The sequence below is a fragment of the Pacificibacter marinus genome, from assembly GCF_018860665.1.
GTDB lineage: Bacteria > Pseudomonadota > Alphaproteobacteria > Rhodobacterales > Rhodobacteraceae > Celeribacter > Celeribacter marinus_A.
In genome coordinates this window covers 17,833-37,660 of sequence record NZ_JAHKPK010000001.1, presented here as the reverse complement: position 1 = coordinate 37,660, position 19,828 = coordinate 17,833, and the positions used below count along the sequence as shown (strand labels likewise).

Sequence of the window (19,828 nt, the reverse complement as noted above, 5' to 3'; positions counted from 1 at the left end):
TGCCATCAGCGTTCAAGCCTGCCGCAATCGTGCGCGCCGAATGGCCGGCATCATATTCTTTGAAAATACGCTCAACGACAGCGGCCTGATCGGGATCAATGTCACGTTCACCCGTGACGGGGGTGCCATCCTCGTTAAAGGCGCGTCTGACGCGGTAGCCATAGCTGATCTCGCCTGCGGATTTACCTTTGCGCACGCGGCCCTCAAGACCGCGGTGTGTTTTGGCCGCGAGGTCTTTTAAGAACATCGCAGACAATACACCATTAATGCCGATATGCATCTCGCTCACATCGCCTTGCGATACCGTCACGATACGAATGCCTCGATATTGCATTTGCTTGAAGAAGCCGGAAATGTGTTCTTGGTCACGGCTGATACGATCGAGGCTTTCTGCCACAACCACGTCGAAAAGGCCGTTGCGGGCAGCTTCGAGGAGGTTTTGGTAGCCTGGCCTTTGTAGGGATGCGCCAGAAATCGCCGCATCGGAATAATCATGCTCTACCCCCTAAAAACTAGACCATTCTGAATTAGAGTTTCCGACTGCTACTTTCCTGGCTAGCGAAGGAGTGGGCGCGATGAAAGCATCCAAATTCACGGACGCCCAAAAGGCGTTTATCGTTAAGGAAGGCAATGAGGGCACGACGGTTGCGGAGGTTTGCCGTAAGTCCGGCGACGTATGTAGATATGCCGTTACTCGCGAGATCTGGATCTGTGGGCTTATCATCGGGGCGTGGTTTTGGATTTTAGCAGGCCAGGAAAGCCGACAGAGCGAGCAATGTGCGCCATTGGTTCGAGCACAATGGCGAGCGCCTACATCGAGGCATTCAACGGTAAGTTCCGCCATGAATGTTTGAACGCGTATTGGTTCTTGAGCCTTGCGGATGCGGCAGAAAAGGTGGAGACTTGGTCCCTCTCGGGATCATGCTCCGCATAACCCGGTCGGGCAGTGGTAGATACTACAACGAAGAACGGCCCCATAGCGCGATCGGAAACAAGTCACCGATGATGCTCGTAAAATCAGAAGGTGAAACCAGCCCACCGAACTGACGAAAGCCGGAAATCTCTAGACCCAGCTGGTCGAAGGTTGGGTGCAAGAGCAGGTTGAGACAATAAAACATGTCAAAACAGTAGAATGCGGGGACTTAAAACCACTGTCCCGGTTCCATCAGTCCCAAATCCAACAGCTGTTGTGAGTGCCATTCGAATTCGACGGAGTTGTGCCAGCGGAAGGTGTGGATATCAAACGCGGACCCCGCGTTGGCTTTCAGCGCTTTTGCTGTGCGAAAGCTGCCGATGGCTGCGGTGATGTTGTGGTGCCATGGGCACGAAAATGTGTTGTATTCTTCCATGTTGAATGTGTGGTCTTCGCGCAGTTCCAACCCTATTTGGGATTTGAAAATAGCGATGCGATCAATACGACGCCGCGCGGCGGGCATGTGTTCTTCAAACCGCCACCGCAGTCCGCCGAAAAAGTCGAGCTGTCGTTCTTTGGGTCCATCGGTGCTTGAGCGGCCCAAAGCATAGTAGCCGGATTTATCCAAATGTGCGTCTTCCAAAGAGACGGCGTTGGGGGCCTCATCCAAATCGCCCGCATATAAGTCTACCACATAGGTGAGCATCCCAAAGCGGCGCTCTTCTGTATGAAAGGTCAACATGTCGCCGATAGTCCGATTTTCACAAAACGGATAGAATAGATATTCAGCGTTGTAGCAGTAGTACATCCATATGTCGGGAGCCGCTTTGATGAGGGCGTTGACGGCGTTGGTCAACATATTTGGCGCGCGGGTGTCGTAAGTGACACGATGAATTTTCAATTCAACGGCCGGCGGCAAGGTCATTGTCTCAGGGCCAAACAGGATCAACGACTTGAACCCCAAAGACAAATGATGGCGCACAGATGTGTCGACCTCGATCAGGTCTTCGGCAAAAATGATCGCCACTGGCCCTTTGGCCAAAGCGTCTGTGCCGCTCTTTAGAAAAATCTCTAAACTGTCAAAACGCATCATGTCTCCTGCACACCACATCGTAGTGTTGCCGTTTTCGGTAAAAAAGCCATGAACAACATAGGATTGCAAGCGTTAGAGAGGCAATCTTTGGCGCAATCTTTGGCATATGGATATCACAGGTCAGCTATTGTGCGCTGATGGCCAGATTGGCCGCGCGTACAGTGGATTGCAAGGTGGCGCGCTTTTGTGTAGCTAGGCGCAGCAAATACACCTCCTAAACGCATGGATCAATAGCATGTCTGACCCCAAGGCTGATACAAAAGCTGAACTCAAAAAGCTGTTCGTAAAAACCTACGGCTGCCAGATGAACGTTTACGATTCCGAGCGCATGGTCGAAGCGCTCGGTGGGTCGGGATATACCGAGGTCAGCAGCCCTGAAGAGGCTGACATGATTTTGCTCAACACCTGTCACATTCGCGAGAAAGCGGCCGAAAAAGTCTATTCAGACCTTGGACGCTATAAAGACATCAAGCTGGCGAACCCGAATTTGAAAGTCGGTGTTGCGGGCTGTGTGGCACAAGCTGAGGGCGAAGAAATCATTCGACGTCAGCCGCTGGTGGATTTGGTTGTGGGCTCGCAGGCTTATCATCGTTTGCCTGAGCTGGAAGCCAAAGTGGGTAATGGTGTCACGGCTGTCGATACGGATTTTCCAGAGGTCGATAAATTTTCCGCTATGCCCAATCGTCCCAAAGCGCGCCGTGCGCCAGCGGCATTTTTGACGGTGCAAGAAGGCTGCGATAAATTTTGCGCTTTTTGCGTTGTGCCATACACGCGCGGGGCCGAAGTGTCGCGCCCTGCGGACCGCGTTTTGCGTGAAGCGCAAGATCTGGTTGAACGCGGTGTGCGAGAAATTACGCTTTTGGGCCAGAATGTTAATGCCTATCATGGGCAGGTCTCTGGCGGGTCAAAAGACACATGGGGATTGGCAAAGCTCATTCGCAATTTGGCGAAAGTCGACGGGTTGGAGCGCATTCGTTTCACCACATCACATCCCAATGATATGGAGGACGACCTTATCGCAGCGCATGGCGATTGCGATAAGTTGATGCCGTACCTGCATCTGCCGGTGCAATCTGGATCAAACAAAATTCTAAAAGCGATGAACCGCAAGCATACGGCCGAACAGTACATTCGCCTGATGGAACGTATGCGCGAGGCGCGCCCTGATATGGCTTTGTCGGGCGATTTTATTGTCGGATTTCCGGGCGAGACCGACCAAGATTTTGAAGACACCATGGCGCTTGTGCGTGAGGTGGGCTATGCCTCGGCTTACTCATTCAAATACTCTCCACGTCCTGGCACGCCGGCTGCAGAAAAAGACGATAAAATGGTCGAGCATGACGTGGCCATGGAGCGCCTTCACCGCTTGCAATCGCTGATTTCTGAGCAACAATATGCTTTCCAAGAAAGCATGGTTGGCCGCGATGTGTCTGTGTTATTCGAGAAAAAAGGCCGCCTTGAAGGGCAAATGATCGGGAAATCTGAGTATCTACATGCCGTTCACGCCCCTGTTGAGGGCGTGGAAATTGGCGATATTCGCACCGTGAGAATCACCCAAAGCAAAACGAACTCTTTAGAAGGCAAGTTGATCGGTTGATCACAGCCTTATCACGAAGTCGGCGTTTTTACGGCGGGGTGCTGAAAAAAAGGTCTCGATGCTTTACGTAACGTCGACAATGTGTCTCGATTTTAGTGATCGTTGCGAGTATCAGCACAATATGTGGGGAATTTTCTTCACAATTCCACGAAGTTTGCTATCCTATCGCTATATTTGTGAGTAGGGCGCCAAAACGTGGTTTATGTTAGGGTGTAAAGTAAAATACTCTGAAAGCGTTAACAAGGGAGACTGAAGACGTGGTAAACGAACTTCTTTCTAAAGGACGAGCAGTACTTGCGGGCTCTTTGATCGCCGCCACGGCTTTCGTTGGAACTGCCGCGCAGGCACAAGTAATTTCCGGTACTGTGAATGGCGAACGCTATGCACCAACCATCTGGATTGACCCAGATGGGTGTGAGCATTGGGTTATGGATGACGGCGTTGAGGGGTACATGGATCTTAAGGTTGACCGTCAGGGCAACCCAACATGTCACCCCGTTCAGGCCTGTGCTGTTATGAATTCAGACCAATTGTTCGCAACAGATAAGTATTCAATTTCTGCAGCAGGTCGCAAGCGTTTGACTGACTTCTTCGCGCAAGCGGGGGCAACAGCCTACACAATTATCGGTCACACAGACAGCCGTGCATCAGACGAATACAACATGCGTCTCAGCTATAATCGTGCCAACGCAGTTGCAAAAATCGCAGCAAGCACAGGCGCGCGTATCGCGGACGTTCGTGGGTATGGTGAGCGTATGCCAATCGCGTCTAACGGGACGAGTGCAGGCATGCAAAAAAACCGTCGCGTTGAAATTATCTGCATCAAGTAAGGAGCGAAAGAATGAAAGCTATCAAAGTTATTGCCATTCTTGGTGTCGCTGTTTCCTTGTCAGCCTGTGAAAACGTTGTGACTGAAAGTGCGGGCGCTGCCTTCGGCAGCAAGCAAGACAAAACAGTCGATCGCGGATTTGATTCCAAACACTTGTCTCAATTGCAGGCGGGTATTTGGATCGACCCAATCGGGTGTGACCACTGGATCATCGATGATGGTGTCGAGGGCTACTTGTCCCCACGCGTTGATAAATACGGCAAACCAGTTTGTTCTGGGTCCGCTGAGCCAAACACAGCGATTGGTCCGTATAAGTCTGGGTCCGTCTTTGGTGACCCTATCTAACGATCTAACCGTTAAGATTTTCAAAGCCGCTCCTTTTGGGGCGGCTTTTTTTTGATTTTAACGAAACATTGCGCCATCACAGTGATTAAGGATGCGCCAAACTTTGCGCGACTGTGTGAATATTTTGTATCATGGCTTGCGCTGACCACAATCCCTTGGCACCATTGGAACATAGCCCTTTAGAGTCGGAGAGACATTTGGCCACCAGCGTGCTGACACCCCCGCGAACACAAGACAACGGTTTTGAAACTCTGCTTGAGTTTGACGATAACCGATCGCTTATTGATCTGTGCGGCGAATACGATCGCAATTTGGCGCAGATCGAAACCAATCTTTCGGTTCAAATTGTACGGCGCGGGAATATCTTGGCCGTGATGGGCGAGGAAGACCCTCGCGCATTGGCCTGTTCAACCCTCACAGAGCTTTATCTCAAATTGGACGCTGGACGCGATATCGACGAGGGCGAGATTGCTGGAACCATTCGCATGGGCAAAGGCAGCAAAGCCCAATCTGGCAAAGCTGATGCGCGCCGTGGTGACGGTGCATTTCCTGCCGATCAAATCGAGATGTTCAAGGGTACAGGGTCCGAGATTAAAACCCGCAAGAAAACCATTGAACCGCGCACCCAAGCGCAAAAGGCCTATGTGGAAAGCCTGTACAACAACGAATTGGCTTTTGGCATCGGGCCTGCGGGGACGGGCAAAACCTATCTGGCTGTGGCTGTTGGTGTGAACATGTTCATCAACGGTCATGTGGACAAGATCATTCTTTCGCGTCCAGCTGTGGAAGCGGGCGAGCGTTTGGGGTTTTTGCCTGGTGATATGGGTGAAAAAGTCGATCCCTACATGCAGCCGCTTTATGATGCTTTGGATGACTTTTTACCGGCCAAATTGATCGCCAAGCTTAAAGAAGAAAAAACCATCGAAATCGCGCCGCTGGCGTTCATGCGTGGCCGCACTTTAAGTCGTGCTTTTGTGGTATTGGATGAGGCCCAAAACGCCACCACGATGCAGATGAAGATGTTTTTGACCCGTCTGGGCGAAGGCTCGCGTATGGTCATCACGGGGGATCGCACGCAAATCGATTTGCCGCGGGGCATGGCTTCGGGTTTGCGCGACGCTGAACGGGTTTTGGCTGGCGTTAAAAAAGTTTCGTTCAATTACTTCTCCTCGAAAGATGTGGTGCGCCATCCGCTTGTGGCGGCAATCATTGAAGCCTATGAGGCTGATGAGGCAAAGTAAGCAGGCTGTTGGGGGCAAGGTGCCACGCGCGGCGGGTTTGGTGCGCCAATTGAGTTTGAACATAGGGCACTTTGCATATGCAAATAGACATTGATATCGCCGATGCCCGCTGGGACGCGGCGCTCGACCTGGCGGCCATTTCCAGTGTGGCCATGAACGCGATCTGCGCGCGTTTGGGTCTCGATCCTGATGAGTGCGAGGTCTCTGTTTTGGCTTGCGATGATATGCGCATCCAAGAGCTGAACGCGGATTTTCGTGAAAAGGATAAGGCCACCAATGTGCTGTCTTGGCCTGCTCTCGAGCGTGGCGCAGATGAGGGCTGTGTCCCCGATGTGCCTGAGGCCGATGTGTTTGGTGCCATCGAGTTGGGCGATATCGCGATTTCTTACGACACATGCGACGCGGAAGCACGTGAAGCAGGCAAGCCATTCGAGCACCATGTGACACATTTGATTGTGCATGGAATACTACATTTGCTGGGTTATGATCACATAAGTGATGCAGATGCAGCGCTAATGGAACAACTTGAGACAGAACTACTTGAAACTTTAGGTATACCTGACCCATATTAGGGCACTAGGCCGCATTTCGGCTATCAATTTTGGAAAGGACGCATGGGCGACACCGAGCCTGGGTCTTCTACGGCAGCGCAATGCGCGCGCCCAGACCCCAAGAGACTCTCAGAAATGAGCCTCTCCCCGACGCAAAACACACCTGATGTGTATGGCCCTGTGCCACAAGCTTCTAAACCAAGCTGGATCAGGCGTGTATTGTCTTCATTCTCATCATCATCCGAACACGATGTGCCCAGCACAACGGTGCCGCAACAGCGCGAGCCGGTGCAATTGCAACGTTTGGGCATGATGAACCTGCGTTCTAAGCGGGTTGACGATGTGGCTGTGCCTAAAGCGGATATGACGGCCGTTCCGTCTGACATCAAAAAAGATGATCTGGTGAAAGTGTTCCGCGAAAGTGGCAACACGCGCTTGCCTGTGTACGATGGAACGCTCGATTCGCCTGTTGGGCTGGTGCACCTAAAAGATTTCGCGCTGACCCACGGATTTAATGGCAAGGGTGAAGATTTCGATCTGTCGAAAATGCTGCGTCCGTTGATCTATGCGCCGCCTTCGATGCCCATTGGGGTGTTGCTGACAAAAATGCAATCGGATCGTATGCATATGGCCTTGGTCATCGATGAATACGGCGGGGTTGACGGGTTGGTTACGCTCGAAGATTTGGTCGAACAGGTGATCGGAGAAATTGAAGACGAACATGACGTCGAAGAAGACGAATATTGGACACAACAGGGCGATGGTATTTATGTTGCTTTGGCCAAAACGCCGATGGATGAGTTCGAGAATGAAATTGGCTTGCGCTTGACGCCAGACGACGCCGATGAAGAAATCGACACGCTTGGCGGCTTGGTGTTTTTGTTGACGGGGCGCGTGCCAGTGCGCGGCGAGGTGATCCCACATGTATCTGGGGCCGAGTTCGAAATCATCGATGCAGACCCGCGCCGGATCAAGCGCATTCGTGTGCGCTTGCCCAATGCGGCCAAAGCCCCGAAGGCACAAGTTCTGTCTGTCACGCCCGAAACGGAACAAGCCTAACATGTCGGCGGCGCAGCGCCTTTTTAGCGCTGTGCGAGCGCCGCGCAGCATGGCGTTTCTTGCTGGTCTAACTGGAGGACTTGGGCAAGCACCTGTGCAAGCCTGGCCTATTGCTTTGATAGGATTTTGTCTTGGTGCCTCCCTTTGGGCAGGTGCTAAAACGCCCCGCGCTGCAGCGGCGCTGGGCTGGTGGCTTGGCTTTGGCACATTTTTAAGCTCGATTTTTTGGATCGCAGAACCGTTTTTGGTTGAACCTGCGCGCCATGGTTGGATGATCCCTTTTGCGTTATTCGGTATGGCAGGGGGCTTGGCGCTGTTTTGGAGTGTCGCCTTTTATTGTGCCAAACGCTTTGGTGCAGGTTTTTTTGCGCTCACAGTCTTTTGGTCGTTGACCGAGTTGTTGCGCGGTTATCTGTTCACCGGTTTCCCTTGGGCCTTGCCTGCCTATATTTGGCTCGACAACCCCGTGGCGCAGATTGCAGCTTTTGTTGGGCCTTACGGTTTGACGGTTTTAACCTTTGGTCTGGCCGCGCTGATCGCTCAGGCTTATTTGGCGCGCAACCTGCGTGTGGCGCTGATGTCCGTGTTCGGGTTTGCCGCAATGTTTGGCCTTGGCACGTGGCAACTCAATCAACCCGTGCCACCGGATACCACCCATAGTTTGCGAATCGTGCAGCCGAACGCGGCACAGCATCTCAAATGGGACCCCGCTTATATCCCGATCTTTTTTGATCGCGCTTTGGAACTGTCGGATCCAGAAGGCGCTGATTTGGTCATTTGGCCAGAAACCTCTGTGCCTGCACCGCTTTATGCGGCTGAAACTTATCTTGATCTTGTCGCTGAACGGACTGGAGCCGCGAAAGCCGTCGTAGGCCTACAACGTGTTGAGGGCTTTCAGGGGTATAATTCTGCGGCAGTGATCGGCGCGAATGGCGCGGTTGAAGCAATTTATGACAAACGCCATTTGGTGCCGTTCGGTGAATACATGCCTTTGCCGAAACTCATGAGCGCCATAGGTTTGCGTACGTTCACGGCGCAAGCCGGTTTTGGCTTTTCTGCAGGCCAAGACGAATTGCTGTTCGATTTCGGCGCTTTGGGAAAAGCGCTGCCATTGATCTGTTACGAGGCGATTTTCCCACGCGATGCCCGCAGTGTTTTGCGCCCAGATTGGCTGTTGCAAATCACCAACGACGCATGGTTCGGCACCCTCACAGGGCCACAGCAAAGCCTTGCGCAGGCCAGATTTCGCGCGATTGAAACGGGTCTGCCGATGGTGCGTGCCGCCAATACTGGCATATCGGCGATCACTGATGCACGTGGCCGAATTCAAGCGTTTATCCCTTTGGGGCAGGCGGGGGCTGTGACCGCGCCGCTGCCCGCGCCGTTGCCGCCTACGTTCTATGCGCGCCACGGCGAACGGGTCGTTTTGGGACTGTTAAGCTTTCTTGCGCTATGTGCATGGCTGTTGCCACTTAGAGAGCGATTTCGAAAAACCGTTTGACCCGACCCAGACCGCGCTATATCGCACTTAACATATCGGCCCGCCACAACGGCTTCCTGACGTGATGGGCGACATGAAATAACGGAGCACCACCCCATGTCTCGCAAAGATTATATTTTTACCTCGGAATCTGTATCCGAAGGCCACCCGGATAAAGTGTGCGATCGCATCTCTGATGCCGTTCTAGATGCATTTTTGACCGAAGAACCCGAAGCACGGGTTGCCGCCGAAACATTTGCAACCACAGACCGAGTTGTGATCGGCGGCGAAGTTGGCCTGTCTGATCCCGAAACGCTCACCGAATACATGGGCAAAATTGACGGTATCGTACGCGATTGTGTGCGCGATATCGGCTATGAGCAAGATAAGTTTCATTGGGATACGCTCAAAGTGTCCAATTATCTGCACGAACAATCGGCCCATATCGCCCAAGGCGTTGATGCAGTTGGCGACAAAGACGAAGGCGCGGGCGATCAAGGTATCATGTTCGGCTACGCGACAGATGAAACCGAGGCGCTTATGCCCGCGCCGATCCAATATGCTCACGCGATTTTGCGCCGTTTGGCGGAAGTGCGCAAAGACGGCACTGAGCCACGCTTGGGTCCTGACGCGAAATCGCAATTGTCTGTGCAATACCGTGACGGCAAGCCTGTCGGCATTTCGTCGCTCGTGTTGTCGACGCAGCATCTCGACGAGTCCATGTCGTCTGCCGATGTACGTGAGCTGATCACACCGTATATTTTGGAGGTCCTGCCTGAAGGTTGGATCACCCCAGAAACTGTGTGGCATGTGAACCCAACAGGTAAGTTTGTCATCGGTGGCCCTGACGGCGATGCAGGCCTGACGGGGCGCAAAATCATTGTCGACACATATGGTGGCGCAGCACCGCATGGTGGTGGTGCGTTTTCTGGCAAAGATCCGACCAAAGTGGATCGTTCTGCGGCCTATGCTGCGCGCTATTTAGCGAAAAACGTCGTTGCGGCAGGCTTGGCAAAGCGCTGCACGATCCAATTGTCCTATGCGATTGGCGTCTCTGCACCTCTGTCGATTTATGCCGATTTGCATGGCACTGGCGATACGGACCCTGCGTTGATCGAGGCAGCTATTCCAAAGGTTATGGATCTTACACCGCGTGGCATTCGCACTCATCTTGATTTGAACAAACCAATCTATGCACGCACAGCGGCTTACGGCCACTTTGGTCGGGCCCCTGAAGCGGATGGCGGTTTTTCGTGGGAACGTACCGATTTGGCACAAGCCTTGATCAACGCGATCTAACGTTTGTTGTATCACTGATTTCTAAAGGGCGGGGGCAACCTCGCCCTTTTGCTTTGTGAGACGCGCAGCTAGAACGGGCAAAAATGTTAAAGGTGATCTATGGTTCAAACAGACACAAGCAAACTCACTCAACTTGGTGGCGCGACCGAATTGCCCAATTCACCGCAAGATGCCGTGCTTGAGCGGGTGCCACATACACATGCCGGCGAACGCTATACGGTGCGGTTTACCGCGCCTGAGTTTACGTCACTCTGCCCAATGACAGGTCAGCCTGATTTTGGTCATCTGATGATCGACTATGTGCCGCGCAAATGGCTGGTCGAAAGCAAATCGCTTAAACTGTTCTTGGGATCGTTTCGCAATCACGGTGCGTTTCATGAGGATTGTTCTGTCTATATCGGCAAGCGTTTAACGGAATTACTGGATCCTGAATGGCTGCGCTTAGGCGCGTATTGGTATCCGCGCGGTGGTATTCCGATTGATGTGTTTTGGGCTTCTGGGCCGGAACCCAAAGATCTATGGATTCCCGAACAGGGTGTGCCGCCTTATCGCGGACGCGGCTGAGTCTTTTGGTCAGCGTTGGCGCAGCGAGGCGGGGACAGGTTTCACTTTGACATATGCTTGATGACAGCCAGTGGTTGCCGCCGCGCCAAAGCCCTGATAAATCGCTGCCCATGACCGATGAGAACACACCCAAAAAGACGCCTCCCGGCGCACACCAATCCGGTGCCCCTTGGCGCAATTTCTATGGGCGTATCCATGGGAAAACAATGAACCAAGCGCAAAAAGATTATCTTGTTGAGGATCTGGATGCGCTGTCGCCTGGTGGGGTGGGTTGGGATGTTAATCCTGATCGCACGCCCATCGATATGGCTGCCAAGTTCAAAGGCAAACCTGTTTGGCTTGAGATTGGCTTTGGCGGAGGCGAGCATCTGGTACATATGGGCGAAACCTATCCGCAGGTCGAAATCATCGGTTGCGAACCGTTCATGAATGGTGTCGCGATGCTTTTGGGTAAAATTCGCAAACTCGGCACGCAAAACGTCTGGGTACATCCCGGCGATGTGCGCGATCTGTTTGATGTTTTGCCTGATGAGAGTCTTGAAAAAGCATTCTTGAACTATCCTGACCCTTGGCCAAAATCACGGCATCACCGTCGGCGTTTTGTGACGCAAGAACACTTGGTGCCGCTGTTTAAAGCGATGAAGCCGGGCACAGAATTTCGTGTTGCCACGGACATTCCTGATTATGTGCGTCAAACGATGGAAGAGGTGCCAAAGGCGGGCTTTGTCTTTGAGGGCGACCCGAAAGATTTGAGTGAGTCTTGGCCAGATTGGATTTCAACGCGCTACGAGCAAAAAGCACTACGCGAAGGCCGCACGCCGCATTACATGACGTTCCGCCGCCCTTAAGCGCAGGGCGCCAAAGTTGGCTTTATGACGACGACGTGGATGGACCCTAATTTCTGTTTGCGCTATCAATTCTGCAAATGATGTATCAGCGCCGCGCGCTGCATAAGGAGAGACCCATGTCCGGCCACGGCACCCCTATCCCGATGACGTCCCGCAAATCTGGCCCTTTGTCAGGCGTGGCCTCTGTGCCGGGCGATAAATCCATTTCGCACCGCGCATTGATTTTCGGCGCGATGGCGGTGGGTGAGACCAAGATCACGGGCCTGCTTGAAGGCCAAGACGTGCTGGACACGGCCAAAGCGATGCAAGCGCTGGGCGCGGATGTCGTGGATCACGGCGCGGGCGAATGGTCAGTGCATGGTGTTGGGGTTGGTGGATTTTCCGAGCCTGACAATGTGATCGATTGCGGTAACTCTGGCACCGGTGTGCGCTTGATCATGGGCTGTGTCGCCACATCACCTTTTGCTGTGACCTTTACTGGCGATGCCTCGTTGAACAAACGTCCTATGGGGCGCGTCACCGATCCGTTGGCCTTGTTTGGCACAACGTCTGTTGGTCGTTCTGGTGGGCGTTTGCCGCTGACGCTTGTGGGCACCGGTGATGCGACGCCTGTGGAATACACCACGCCAATGCCGTCCGCGCAGGTGAAATCTGCCGTACTTTTGGCGGGATTGAACGCCCCCGGCAAAACCGTGGTGATCGAAAAAGAAGCCACGCGGGATCACACCGAACGCATGTTGCGCGGCTTCGGGGCTGAGGTCGTGACTGAAAAGGTGGCTGAAGGCTATAAAATCACCCTGACAGGTCGCCCCGAATTGAAACCCCAAGTTGTCGCCGTGCCGCGCGACCCAAGCTCTGCCGCTTTTCCGGTCTGTGCGGCTTTGATCGTCGAGGGGTCTGACATCTTGGTGCCGGGCGTGAGCCAAAATACGACCCGCAACGGGCTTTACACCACGCTTGTTGAAATGGGTGCAGATATCACGTTTGAGAACCCGCGCGAGGAAGGTGGCGAACCTGTTGCCGATCTGCGTGTGAAATACTCTCAACTCAAAGGTATCGAAGTGCCACCTGCGCGTGCAGCATCGATGATCGATGAATACCCTGTTTTGTCTGTGGTCGCATCCTTCGCGACAGGCACCACTGTGATGAAGGGCGTCAAAGAATTGCGTGTGAAAGAAAGCGATCGCATTGATGCGATGGCGCGCGGTTTGGAAAAATGCGGTGTTAAGATCGAAGAAGATCAAGACACGCTGATCGTTCATGGCTGCGGGCCCAAAGGCGTCAAAGGCGGTGCGACCTGCGCCACCTTTATCGATCACCGCATTGCGATGTCGTTCCTTGTCATGGGGATGGCCTCAAATGAACCGGTTTCCGTTGATGATGGGTCCCCTATCGCAACCTCTTTCCCTGTGTTCGAGACACTTATGGCGGCGCTTGGCGCATCCATTCAGCGGACAAATCGCTGACGCAAAACTTTGACTTGCACTCCACTGGACCACTTGTAATGCTTGACGCCTGAATGAGGACAAATACATGAGTTTTTGTGTAGCGATCGACGGACCTGCCGCGGCAGGCAAGGGGACAGTGGCCCGCGCAGTGGCCGAGGTTTTTGGCTTTGCGCATTTGGATACAGGGCTTTTGTACCGCGCTACAGGGGCAAAAACCTTTGAGGGCTTGGCCCCTATCGAGGCAGCGCAAACCCTGACAGCCGAAGATTTGCAACGCGATGATTTGCGGTCAGGCGATGCGGGCCAAGCGGCCAGTCGTGTGGCCGCCATTGCTGAGGTGCGCGAGGCTTTGGTCGATTTCCAACAAGCCTTTGCGCGTCGCTCTGGTGGCGCTGTTTTGGATGGGCGCGATATCGGCACCGTGATTTGCCCTGACGCCAATGTAAAACTCTACATCACTGCCTCAGATGAGGTGCGCGCCACACGCCGTTTTGACGAATTGATTGCGGCGGGCGAAGTCACCACCGTCGAGCAAGTTTTGCACGACCTGCGTGAACGTGACGAACGTGATTCCGCCCGCGCCGCAGCGCCGCTTAAGCCAGCGGATGACGCGACCATCATCGACACTTCAAACATGAGCATCGAAGACGCCATCGCGCAGGTGGTGGCTTTGGTGAAGCTCAAGCAAAGATAAAACGTATTGCAAATGAGCTTTGCAGCTTTGACGTGATCATGTTGAATACGCGACTCTCGCCGCCATGATAGAGATGCTGTGCGAGAATGCAGAGGTGTTTCTTCTTGATATTTAACATGATGGGCGTAGGTGCAGTGTTATATTTCAACGACATACACAGAAGAGGCAGCAATGCTCAAAGATCTTATGCAATGGCGCTACGCGACCAAAAAATACGACCCTTCTAAGAAAATTCCCGCGGAGCAACTTGAAGCGATTTTAGATGCGATTTCCCTAGCGCCGACGTCGTCAGGGTCTCAGCCTTTCGAGGTCTTTGTGGTCAGCGGCCAAGTGGCACGCGAAGGTATTCCAACCATGGGAATGAACGAGTCTTTGATGACAGATTGCTCTCATGTCTTGGTCTTCGCCGCTTGGGACAATTACACAGCGGAGCGCATCGATGCCGTGCGCGAGCGCGGCGAAGTCGCACGTGGCGGCCCGACTGAATTGGCAACGGCCTATTATGAAGGCCTAAAATCTCTGTATCTTTCTTTGCCTGAAGCTGTAAATGCGGGTCACGCTGCGCGTCAGGCTTATATCGCTCTCGGCTTTGCAATGTTGGCCGCAGCAGAGCAAGCCGTAGATGCCACCCCGATTGAAGGCTTTGATCCGGCGGCTGTAGACGAGGCGCTTGGATTGGCCGCGAAAGGCCTGAAGTCTCAAGTCATACTTGCGTTAGGGTATCGCGACGAAGCGAGCGATTGGTTGGTCAATTTGCCAAAGGTTCGCAAATCACGCGAAGAGATGTTCACCTTCGTAGAATAAGCGCCGTTGTTATGCGGGGCAGGGCCAAAAGGTCTTGCCCCTCTTGCTATCAGGTAGAAAAACGCCTATATGCGGCCCTGTCTAAAGACCGTAAAGAGTCGCAGATGTGGTGAGTAGAGCCGGGGGAATGCCTCAGGCTCTTTTTGTTTTTGTGTGTTCACCATCATGTGCGGCGCTCAATGTCGGCTTGGGATGCAATGAAACTAAGACCCGTGGAAACAACCACGAGGCCCGAATATACGTTTTGAAAAGGAAATTGAGACCACATGGCTCAGAACATCACTATGGAAGACTTCGAAGCTCTTCTCGCGGAAAGCTTTGAAATTGACACACCTCAAGAAGGGTCTGTCGTAAAAGGTAAAATCATCGCAATCGAAGCTGGCCAAGCCATCATCGATGTAGGCTACAAAATGGAAGGCCGCGTTGATCTTAAAGAATTCTCCAACCCGGGCGAAGCTCCCTCCATCGCTGTTGGCGATGAGGTTGAAGTGTTCCTCGACCGTGTTGAAAACGCACGTGGCGAAGCTGTTATTTCTCGTGACAAAGCGCGTCGCGAAGAAGCATGGGATCGTCTTGAAAAAGCTTACGCTGCTGAAGAGCGCGTTGACGGTGCTATCTTTGGTCGCGTCAAAGGCGGCTTTACAGTTGACCTCGGCGGTGCCGTGGCCTTCTTGCCAGGTTCCCAAGTTGACGTACGCCCAGTGCGTGACGCTGGCCCACTTATGGGTCTCAAGCAACCGTTCCAAATTCTTAAAATGGACCGTCGTCGTGGCAACATCGTTGTATCACGTCGTGCTATCCTCGAAGAATCTCGTGCGGAACAGCGCGCTGAAGTCATCGGCAACTTGACTGAAGGTCAAGCTGTTGAGGGCGTTGTCAAAAACATCACTGAATACGGTGCGTTTGTTGACCTTGGCGGCGTAGACGGCTTGCTCCACGTCACTGACATGGCATGGCGTCGTGTGAACCACCCATCAGAGATCCTCACAATCGGTGAGAGCATCAACGTTCAAGTGATCAAAATCAACAAAGAGACACACCGTATCTCTTTGGGCATGAAGCAATTGCAAGACGATCCTTGGGATGCTGTTGAAGCGAAATTTGCACTCGAAACTGTGCACATGGGTCGCGTGACCAACATCACTGACTACGGCGCATTCGTTGAGCTTGAGCCAGGTGTTGAAGGTCTCGTACACGTTTCTGAAATGTCTTGGACAAAGAAAAACGTACACCCAGGTAAAATCGTTTCCACTTCACAAGAAGTAGAAGTGATGGTTCTGGAAATCGACTCTTCCAAGCGTCGCGTATCTTTGGGTCTCAAGCAGACACAACGTAACCCATGGGAAGTGTTCGCTGAAACACACCCAGAGGGCACGCAAGTTGAAGGCGAAGTCAAAAACATCACCGAATTCGGTCTGTTTGTTGGCTTGCCAGGCGACATTGACGGCATGGTTCACCTCTCTGACCTGTCATGGGAAGAGCGCGGCGAAGACGCCATCCAGAACTTCCGCAAAGCGGATGTTGTTAAAGCGGTTGTCACCGAAGTTGACGTTGAGAAAGAGCGTATCTCTCTCTCCATCAAAGCTCTCGACGACAGCTTCTCTGGCGCAGTTGAAGGCGTGAAACGCGGCTCAATCGTAACTGTCACAGTGACAGCGATCGAAGAAGGCGGCGTTGAGGTTGAGTACGAAGGCGCGAAATCCTTTATCCGTCGTTCTGACCTTGCACGTGATCGCGCTGACCAGCGTCCTGAGCGTTTCAACGTTGGCGACAAGCTTGACGTACGCGTGACCAATGTGGACCAAAAGACACGTCGTCTTGGCCTGTCCATCAAAGCACGTGAAATCGCTGAAGAAAAAGAAGCAGTTGAACAGTACGGGTCTTCTGACTCCGGTGCATCCTTGGGTGATATCCTCGGTGCAGCTTTGAAAACTGAAGACTAATATCGCGCAAGCGAAACAGTCTTAATCCATTGGCGGCCCTGCGTTTTGCGCGGGGCCGTTTTTCGTTGAGCGGGCCAAGTGTTCCGAATTGGCGACATGCAGCACCTCGACAGATTGCCTAAATCAACAACGGATCAGTGCCTGAGGCGCGAATCGCAAACACGCGAATAGAAATCTTTGTGCCGTCAAACGAGGGGTGGAGGTCTGAAAACAGTGTATTTCCAGAATTTAGGCCCAAGATCAGCGCATTAGAGGCAAAAAAGTAGACCTGACAGTTAAGGAAACTATTCCACGATGCAAATTCGCGTCCTATAGTCTTGGAAGCTTGCTATGTTCAAAAGACGATGCACCATTTTTTTTAGGGGGACCTTTTCATGATCCGATCTGAACTCATTCAGAAGATCGCAGACGACAACCCGCATCTTTACCAACGGGACGTTGAGCGGATCGTGAATACGATCTTTGAAGAAATTATCGAAGCTATGGCCAAAGGCGATCGTGTCGAGCTGCGCGGTTTTGGCGCGTTTTCAGTCAAGAAGCGCGATGCCAGAATGGGACGCAATCCACGGACGGGAGAAAGCGTTCCTGTCGACGAAAAACACGTTCCGTTTTTCAAAACCGGCAAGTTGCTCCGCGACCGTTTAAACGAAGAGTAAGGAGCGCCCAATGCGCACCATCCGCTATGTTTTTCTCGCGGCGCTTGCTGTCGCGCTCATTACTATTGCTTTGGCAAATCGTGCCGTTGTGACACTTAATCTTTTGCCGGCTGAGTTGGCCGACTACTTGGGCATTGGCTATTCAGTATCCTTGCCGATGTTCATCGTCATCTTTGGCGCGATCATCGCGGGGTTGTTGATCGGCTTCGTCTGGGAATGGATACGCGAATACAAACATCGTGCAGCCGCCAGCAAGCATCGCCGCGAAAAAGATAAACTCGCGCGTGAAGTGTCTAAGCTCAAAGTGGCCAAGGCAAAATCTGAAGGCGACGAAGTGCTCGCTTTGCTCGACGCATAAGCCTGACACATGGACACTCGGGTTAAGATTTGTGGGTTGAAAACGCCCGAGACTGTTGCGTCTGCCGTCGAGGCGGGGGCGCAGTATCTTGGGTTCGTGTTTTTTGAAAAGTCCCCCCGCAACGTATCCGTATCTGTTGCGCGCGACCTTGCCTTAGACGTGCCTGTGGGCGTGGCCAAAGTGGCCTTGGTTGTGAATGCGACTGATGCAGAACTGGATCGTTTGTTGGGCGAAGTGCCTATCGATATGTTGCAGCTTCACGGTTCTGAAGACTTGGAACGGGTCAAAGCGATCCGTGTGCGCTATGGCCTGCCTGTGATGAAGGCTGTTGGTGTCGCGGTACCGCGAGACATTCAAGCGCTCGATGCCTATGGCTTGGTCAGCGATCAAGTGTTGGTGGATGCGAAGGCCCCCAAGGGCGCAGCTTTGCCTGGTGGCAATGGGCTGAGTTTTGACTGGCAGCTGATTTCCAAACGTGGTTGGAACGCGCCTTGGATGCTCGCTGGCGGGTTAACGCCCGACAATGTTGTGCAAGCCATCCAACTGACTGGCGCGAAACAGGTGGATGTGTCCTCAGGTGTGGAAAGCGCACCGGGGGTTAAAGACCCTGTTAAAATACGCGCGTTTATCAAAGCCATTCGCGCAGCCTGATGCTCATGCCCAGATCGCGGGCGTTTGTTTGAGTATTTTGTCCACCATAATACTGCATCGCTTTACCGCCATGCACCTGTGCGCTACATCCTTTGAGACAGATAAGAATTTTCGTATGACGCCGCGCGTGTGGCATACTTTGGGAGCCTCCAGATGAACGATCTTTTCAACAGCTTTATGAATGGTCCCGACGAAAAGGGCCGCTTTGGCAACTATGGCGGGCGCTTTGTGTCTGAAACCTTGATGCCATTGATCCTCAGCCTTGAGGAAGAGTTTGAAAAAGCCAAAACCGACCCGAGCTTTTGGGCCGAGATGGATCATCTGTGGAAGCATTACGTGGGCCGTCCAAGCCCGTTGTATTTTGCTGAGAACATGACCAACGAGCTTGGCGGCGCGAAGATTTACCTCAAACGCGACGAACTCAACCACACTGGCGCACATAAAATCAACAACGTGTTGGGTCAAATCATTCTGGCGCGACGCATGGGCAAAACCCGCATCATCGCCGAAACTGGCGCCGGCCAGCACGGTGTGGCGACGGCGACGGTCTGTGCCAAGTTTGGCCTTGAATGTGTGATTTACATGGGCGCGCATGACGTTGAACGCCAAGCGCCCAATGTGTTCCGCATGAAATTGCTTGGCGCCCAAGTGGTGCCTGTAACCTCTGGCCGTGGCACGTTGAAAGACGCGATGAACGACGGTTTGCGCGATTGGGTCACGAACGTTCACAACACGTTTTACTGCATCGGGACAGTGGCGGGGCCGCACCCTTACCCCGAAATGGTCCGCGATTTCCAAGCGATCATCGGCAAGGAAGTGCGCTGGCAGCTGCCTGAACATGAAGGTGAGGGGCGTTTGCCTGATACAGTGATCGCCTCTATCGGTGGTGGGTCCAACGCGATGGGTCTGTTCTATCCGTTCTTGGATGACAAAAGCGTGCGCATTATCGGTGTTGAGGCGGGCGGCAAAGGCGTGAATTCCAAAATGGAACATTGCGCCTCTTTGACAGGCGGACGCCCCGGCGTGCTGCACGGCAATCGCACCTATTTGCTGCAAGATGACGATGGGCAAATCTTGGAAGGATTCTCGATCTCGGCAGGTCTTGATTACCCTGGTATTGGCCCTGAACATGCATGGCTACACGACACCAAACGCGCAGAATACGTGTCTATTACCGATAAAGAAGCGCTTGAGGCGTTCCAGTTCTCGTGCCGCACCGAAGGCATCATTCCAGCGCTTGAGCCCTCTCACGCCTTGGCGCATGTGATGAAAATCGCACCAACATTGCCAAAAGACCACGTGATCGTCATGAACATGTGTGGACGTGGTGACAAAGACATTTTCACCGTTGCACGTCACTTAGGCATGGAAATGGGTGCTGAAGGACGCGACGTTGAATAGCGCAGTCCGAGAGCTTTAATTTTTTGAAACGCGAGGCATTCAATGTCTCGCGTT

At 53.0% G+C, this 19,828-nt stretch carries 20 protein-coding genes, 2 pseudogenes and 1 riboswitch; of the genes and pseudogenes, 20 read left to right on the top strand and 2 right to left on the bottom strand.

Annotated features, from left to right (window positions below; all coding sequences use genetic code 11):
* Window positions 1-475, bottom strand: a 475-nt coding sequence (locus tag KO497_RS19335) for a recombinase family protein (protein ID WP_215941954.1), incomplete at its 3' end; no start/stop codon positions are given.
* A 100-nt stretch (window positions 476-575) separates the two neighbouring features.
* Here KO497_RS19335 and KO497_RS19520 point away from each other — a divergent pair.
* Both KO497_RS19520 and KO497_RS00190 read left to right on the top strand, forming a co-directional pair.
* Window positions 576-626 (top strand): annotated as a pseudogene (locus KO497_RS19520) (hypothetical protein); the annotation flags it as partial.
* A gap of 68 nt (window positions 627-694) precedes the next feature.
* Window positions 695-1,047: pseudogene (locus KO497_RS00190) on the top strand (integrase core domain-containing protein); the annotation flags it as partial.
* 95 nt (window positions 1,048-1,142) lie between these two features.
* Here KO497_RS00190 and KO497_RS00185 read toward each other — a convergent pair.
* Entirely contained in the window at window positions 1,143-2,003 is an 861-nt protein-coding gene (locus KO497_RS00185) for a glycosyltransferase family 2 protein (RefSeq protein WP_215941953.1), read from the bottom strand.
* A 238-nt stretch (window positions 2,004-2,241) separates the two neighbouring features.
* On the opposite strand from KO497_RS00185, the gene miaB reads away from it, so the two are divergent.
* From miaB to trpB, 18 genes are all read left to right on the top strand, one after another.
* The gene (miaB, locus tag KO497_RS00180) at window positions 2,242-3,603 is read left to right on the top strand and encodes a tRNA (N6-isopentenyl adenosine(37)-C2)-methylthiotransferase MiaB (protein WP_215941948.1); all 1,362 of its coding nucleotides are present in this window, start codon (window positions 2,242-2,244) and stop codon (window positions 3,601-3,603) included.
* Window positions 3,604-3,860: 257 nt separating this feature from the next.
* Complete coding sequence (locus tag KO497_RS00175) at window positions 3,861-4,433, top strand: OmpA family protein (protein ID WP_215941947.1); 573 nt, start codon at window positions 3,861-3,863, stop codon at window positions 4,431-4,433.
* Window positions 4,434-4,444: 11 nt separating this feature from the next.
* On the top strand, window positions 4,445-4,777 hold the full coding sequence (locus KO497_RS00170) for a hypothetical protein (RefSeq protein ID WP_215941946.1): 333 nt from the start codon (window positions 4,445-4,447) through the stop codon (window positions 4,775-4,777).
* A gap of 197 nt (window positions 4,778-4,974) precedes the next feature.
* Window positions 4,975-6,018 carry a PhoH family protein gene (locus tag KO497_RS00165; protein WP_252729433.1) on the top strand — a complete coding sequence of 348 codons (1,044 nt, stop codon included), beginning with the start codon at window positions 4,975-4,977 and terminating at the stop codon, window positions 6,016-6,018.
* A gap of 77 nt (window positions 6,019-6,095) precedes the next feature.
* Window positions 6,096-6,590 carry an rRNA maturation RNase YbeY gene (gene ybeY, locus KO497_RS00160; RefSeq protein WP_215941944.1) on the top strand — a complete coding sequence of 165 codons (495 nt, stop codon included), beginning with the start codon at window positions 6,096-6,098 and terminating at the stop codon, window positions 6,588-6,590.
* A gap of 42 nt (window positions 6,591-6,632) precedes the next feature.
* On the top strand, window positions 6,633-7,628 hold the full coding sequence (locus KO497_RS00155) for a transporter associated domain-containing protein (protein WP_215941943.1): 996 nt from the start codon (window positions 6,633-6,635) through the stop codon (window positions 7,626-7,628).
* 49 nt (window positions 7,629-7,677) lie between these two features.
* Window positions 7,678-9,129 (top strand): apolipoprotein N-acyltransferase, encoded by a 1,452-nt coding sequence (gene lnt / locus KO497_RS00150; RefSeq protein ID WP_252729432.1) that lies wholly within the window; start codon window positions 7,678-7,680, stop codon window positions 9,127-9,129.
* 37 nt (window positions 9,130-9,166) lie between these two features.
* Window positions 9,167-9,218: riboswitch (SAM-SAH riboswitch) on the top strand.
* Between the two features lie 7 nt (window positions 9,219-9,225).
* Complete coding sequence (metK, locus tag KO497_RS00145) at window positions 9,226-10,407, top strand: methionine adenosyltransferase (protein ID WP_215941941.1); 1,182 nt, start codon at window positions 9,226-9,228, stop codon at window positions 10,405-10,407.
* Window positions 10,408-10,506: 99 nt separating this feature from the next.
* Window positions 10,507-10,971: a preQ(1) synthase gene (gene queF, locus KO497_RS00140; RefSeq protein ID WP_215941940.1), complete on the top strand. Its 465-nt coding sequence runs from the start codon at window positions 10,507-10,509 to the stop codon at window positions 10,969-10,971.
* A gap of 110 nt (window positions 10,972-11,081) precedes the next feature.
* Window positions 11,082-11,819 (top strand): tRNA (guanine(46)-N(7))-methyltransferase TrmB, encoded by a 738-nt coding sequence (trmB, locus tag KO497_RS00135; protein ID WP_215941952.1) that lies wholly within the window; start codon window positions 11,082-11,084, stop codon window positions 11,817-11,819.
* Between the two features lie 116 nt (window positions 11,820-11,935).
* The gene (gene aroA, locus KO497_RS00130; RefSeq protein WP_215941939.1) at window positions 11,936-13,285 is read left to right on the top strand and encodes a 3-phosphoshikimate 1-carboxyvinyltransferase; all 1,350 of its coding nucleotides are present in this window, start codon (window positions 11,936-11,938) and stop codon (window positions 13,283-13,285) included.
* A 67-nt stretch (window positions 13,286-13,352) separates the two neighbouring features.
* Window positions 13,353-13,961: a (d)CMP kinase gene (locus KO497_RS00125; protein ID WP_215941938.1), complete on the top strand. Its 609-nt coding sequence runs from the start codon at window positions 13,353-13,355 to the stop codon at window positions 13,959-13,961.
* 171 nt (window positions 13,962-14,132) lie between these two features.
* Complete coding sequence (locus KO497_RS00120; RefSeq protein WP_215941937.1) at window positions 14,133-14,765, top strand: nitroreductase family protein; 633 nt, start codon at window positions 14,133-14,135, stop codon at window positions 14,763-14,765.
* A gap of 266 nt (window positions 14,766-15,031) precedes the next feature.
* Window positions 15,032-16,708 (top strand): 30S ribosomal protein S1, encoded by a 1,677-nt coding sequence (rpsA, locus tag KO497_RS00115; RefSeq protein ID WP_215941936.1) that lies wholly within the window; start codon window positions 15,032-15,034, stop codon window positions 16,706-16,708.
* 374 nt (window positions 16,709-17,082) lie between these two features.
* Entirely contained in the window at window positions 17,083-17,364 is a 282-nt protein-coding gene (ihfB, locus tag KO497_RS00110) for an integration host factor subunit beta (RefSeq protein WP_085848881.1), read from the top strand.
* Between the two features lie 10 nt (window positions 17,365-17,374).
* Window positions 17,375-17,722 carry a lipopolysaccharide assembly protein LapA domain-containing protein gene (locus KO497_RS00105; protein WP_215941935.1) on the top strand — a complete coding sequence of 116 codons (348 nt, stop codon included), beginning with the start codon at window positions 17,375-17,377 and terminating at the stop codon, window positions 17,720-17,722.
* A 9-nt stretch (window positions 17,723-17,731) separates the two neighbouring features.
* A complete protein-coding gene (locus KO497_RS00100; RefSeq protein WP_215941934.1) occupies window positions 17,732-18,373 on the top strand; it encodes a phosphoribosylanthranilate isomerase in 642 nt (213 codons plus the stop codon).
* 153 nt (window positions 18,374-18,526) lie between these two features.
* A complete protein-coding gene (trpB, locus tag KO497_RS00095) occupies window positions 18,527-19,774 on the top strand; it encodes a tryptophan synthase subunit beta (RefSeq protein WP_215941933.1) in 1,248 nt (415 codons plus the stop codon).
* The last annotated feature ends 54 nt before the right edge of the window (window positions 19,775-19,828 follow it).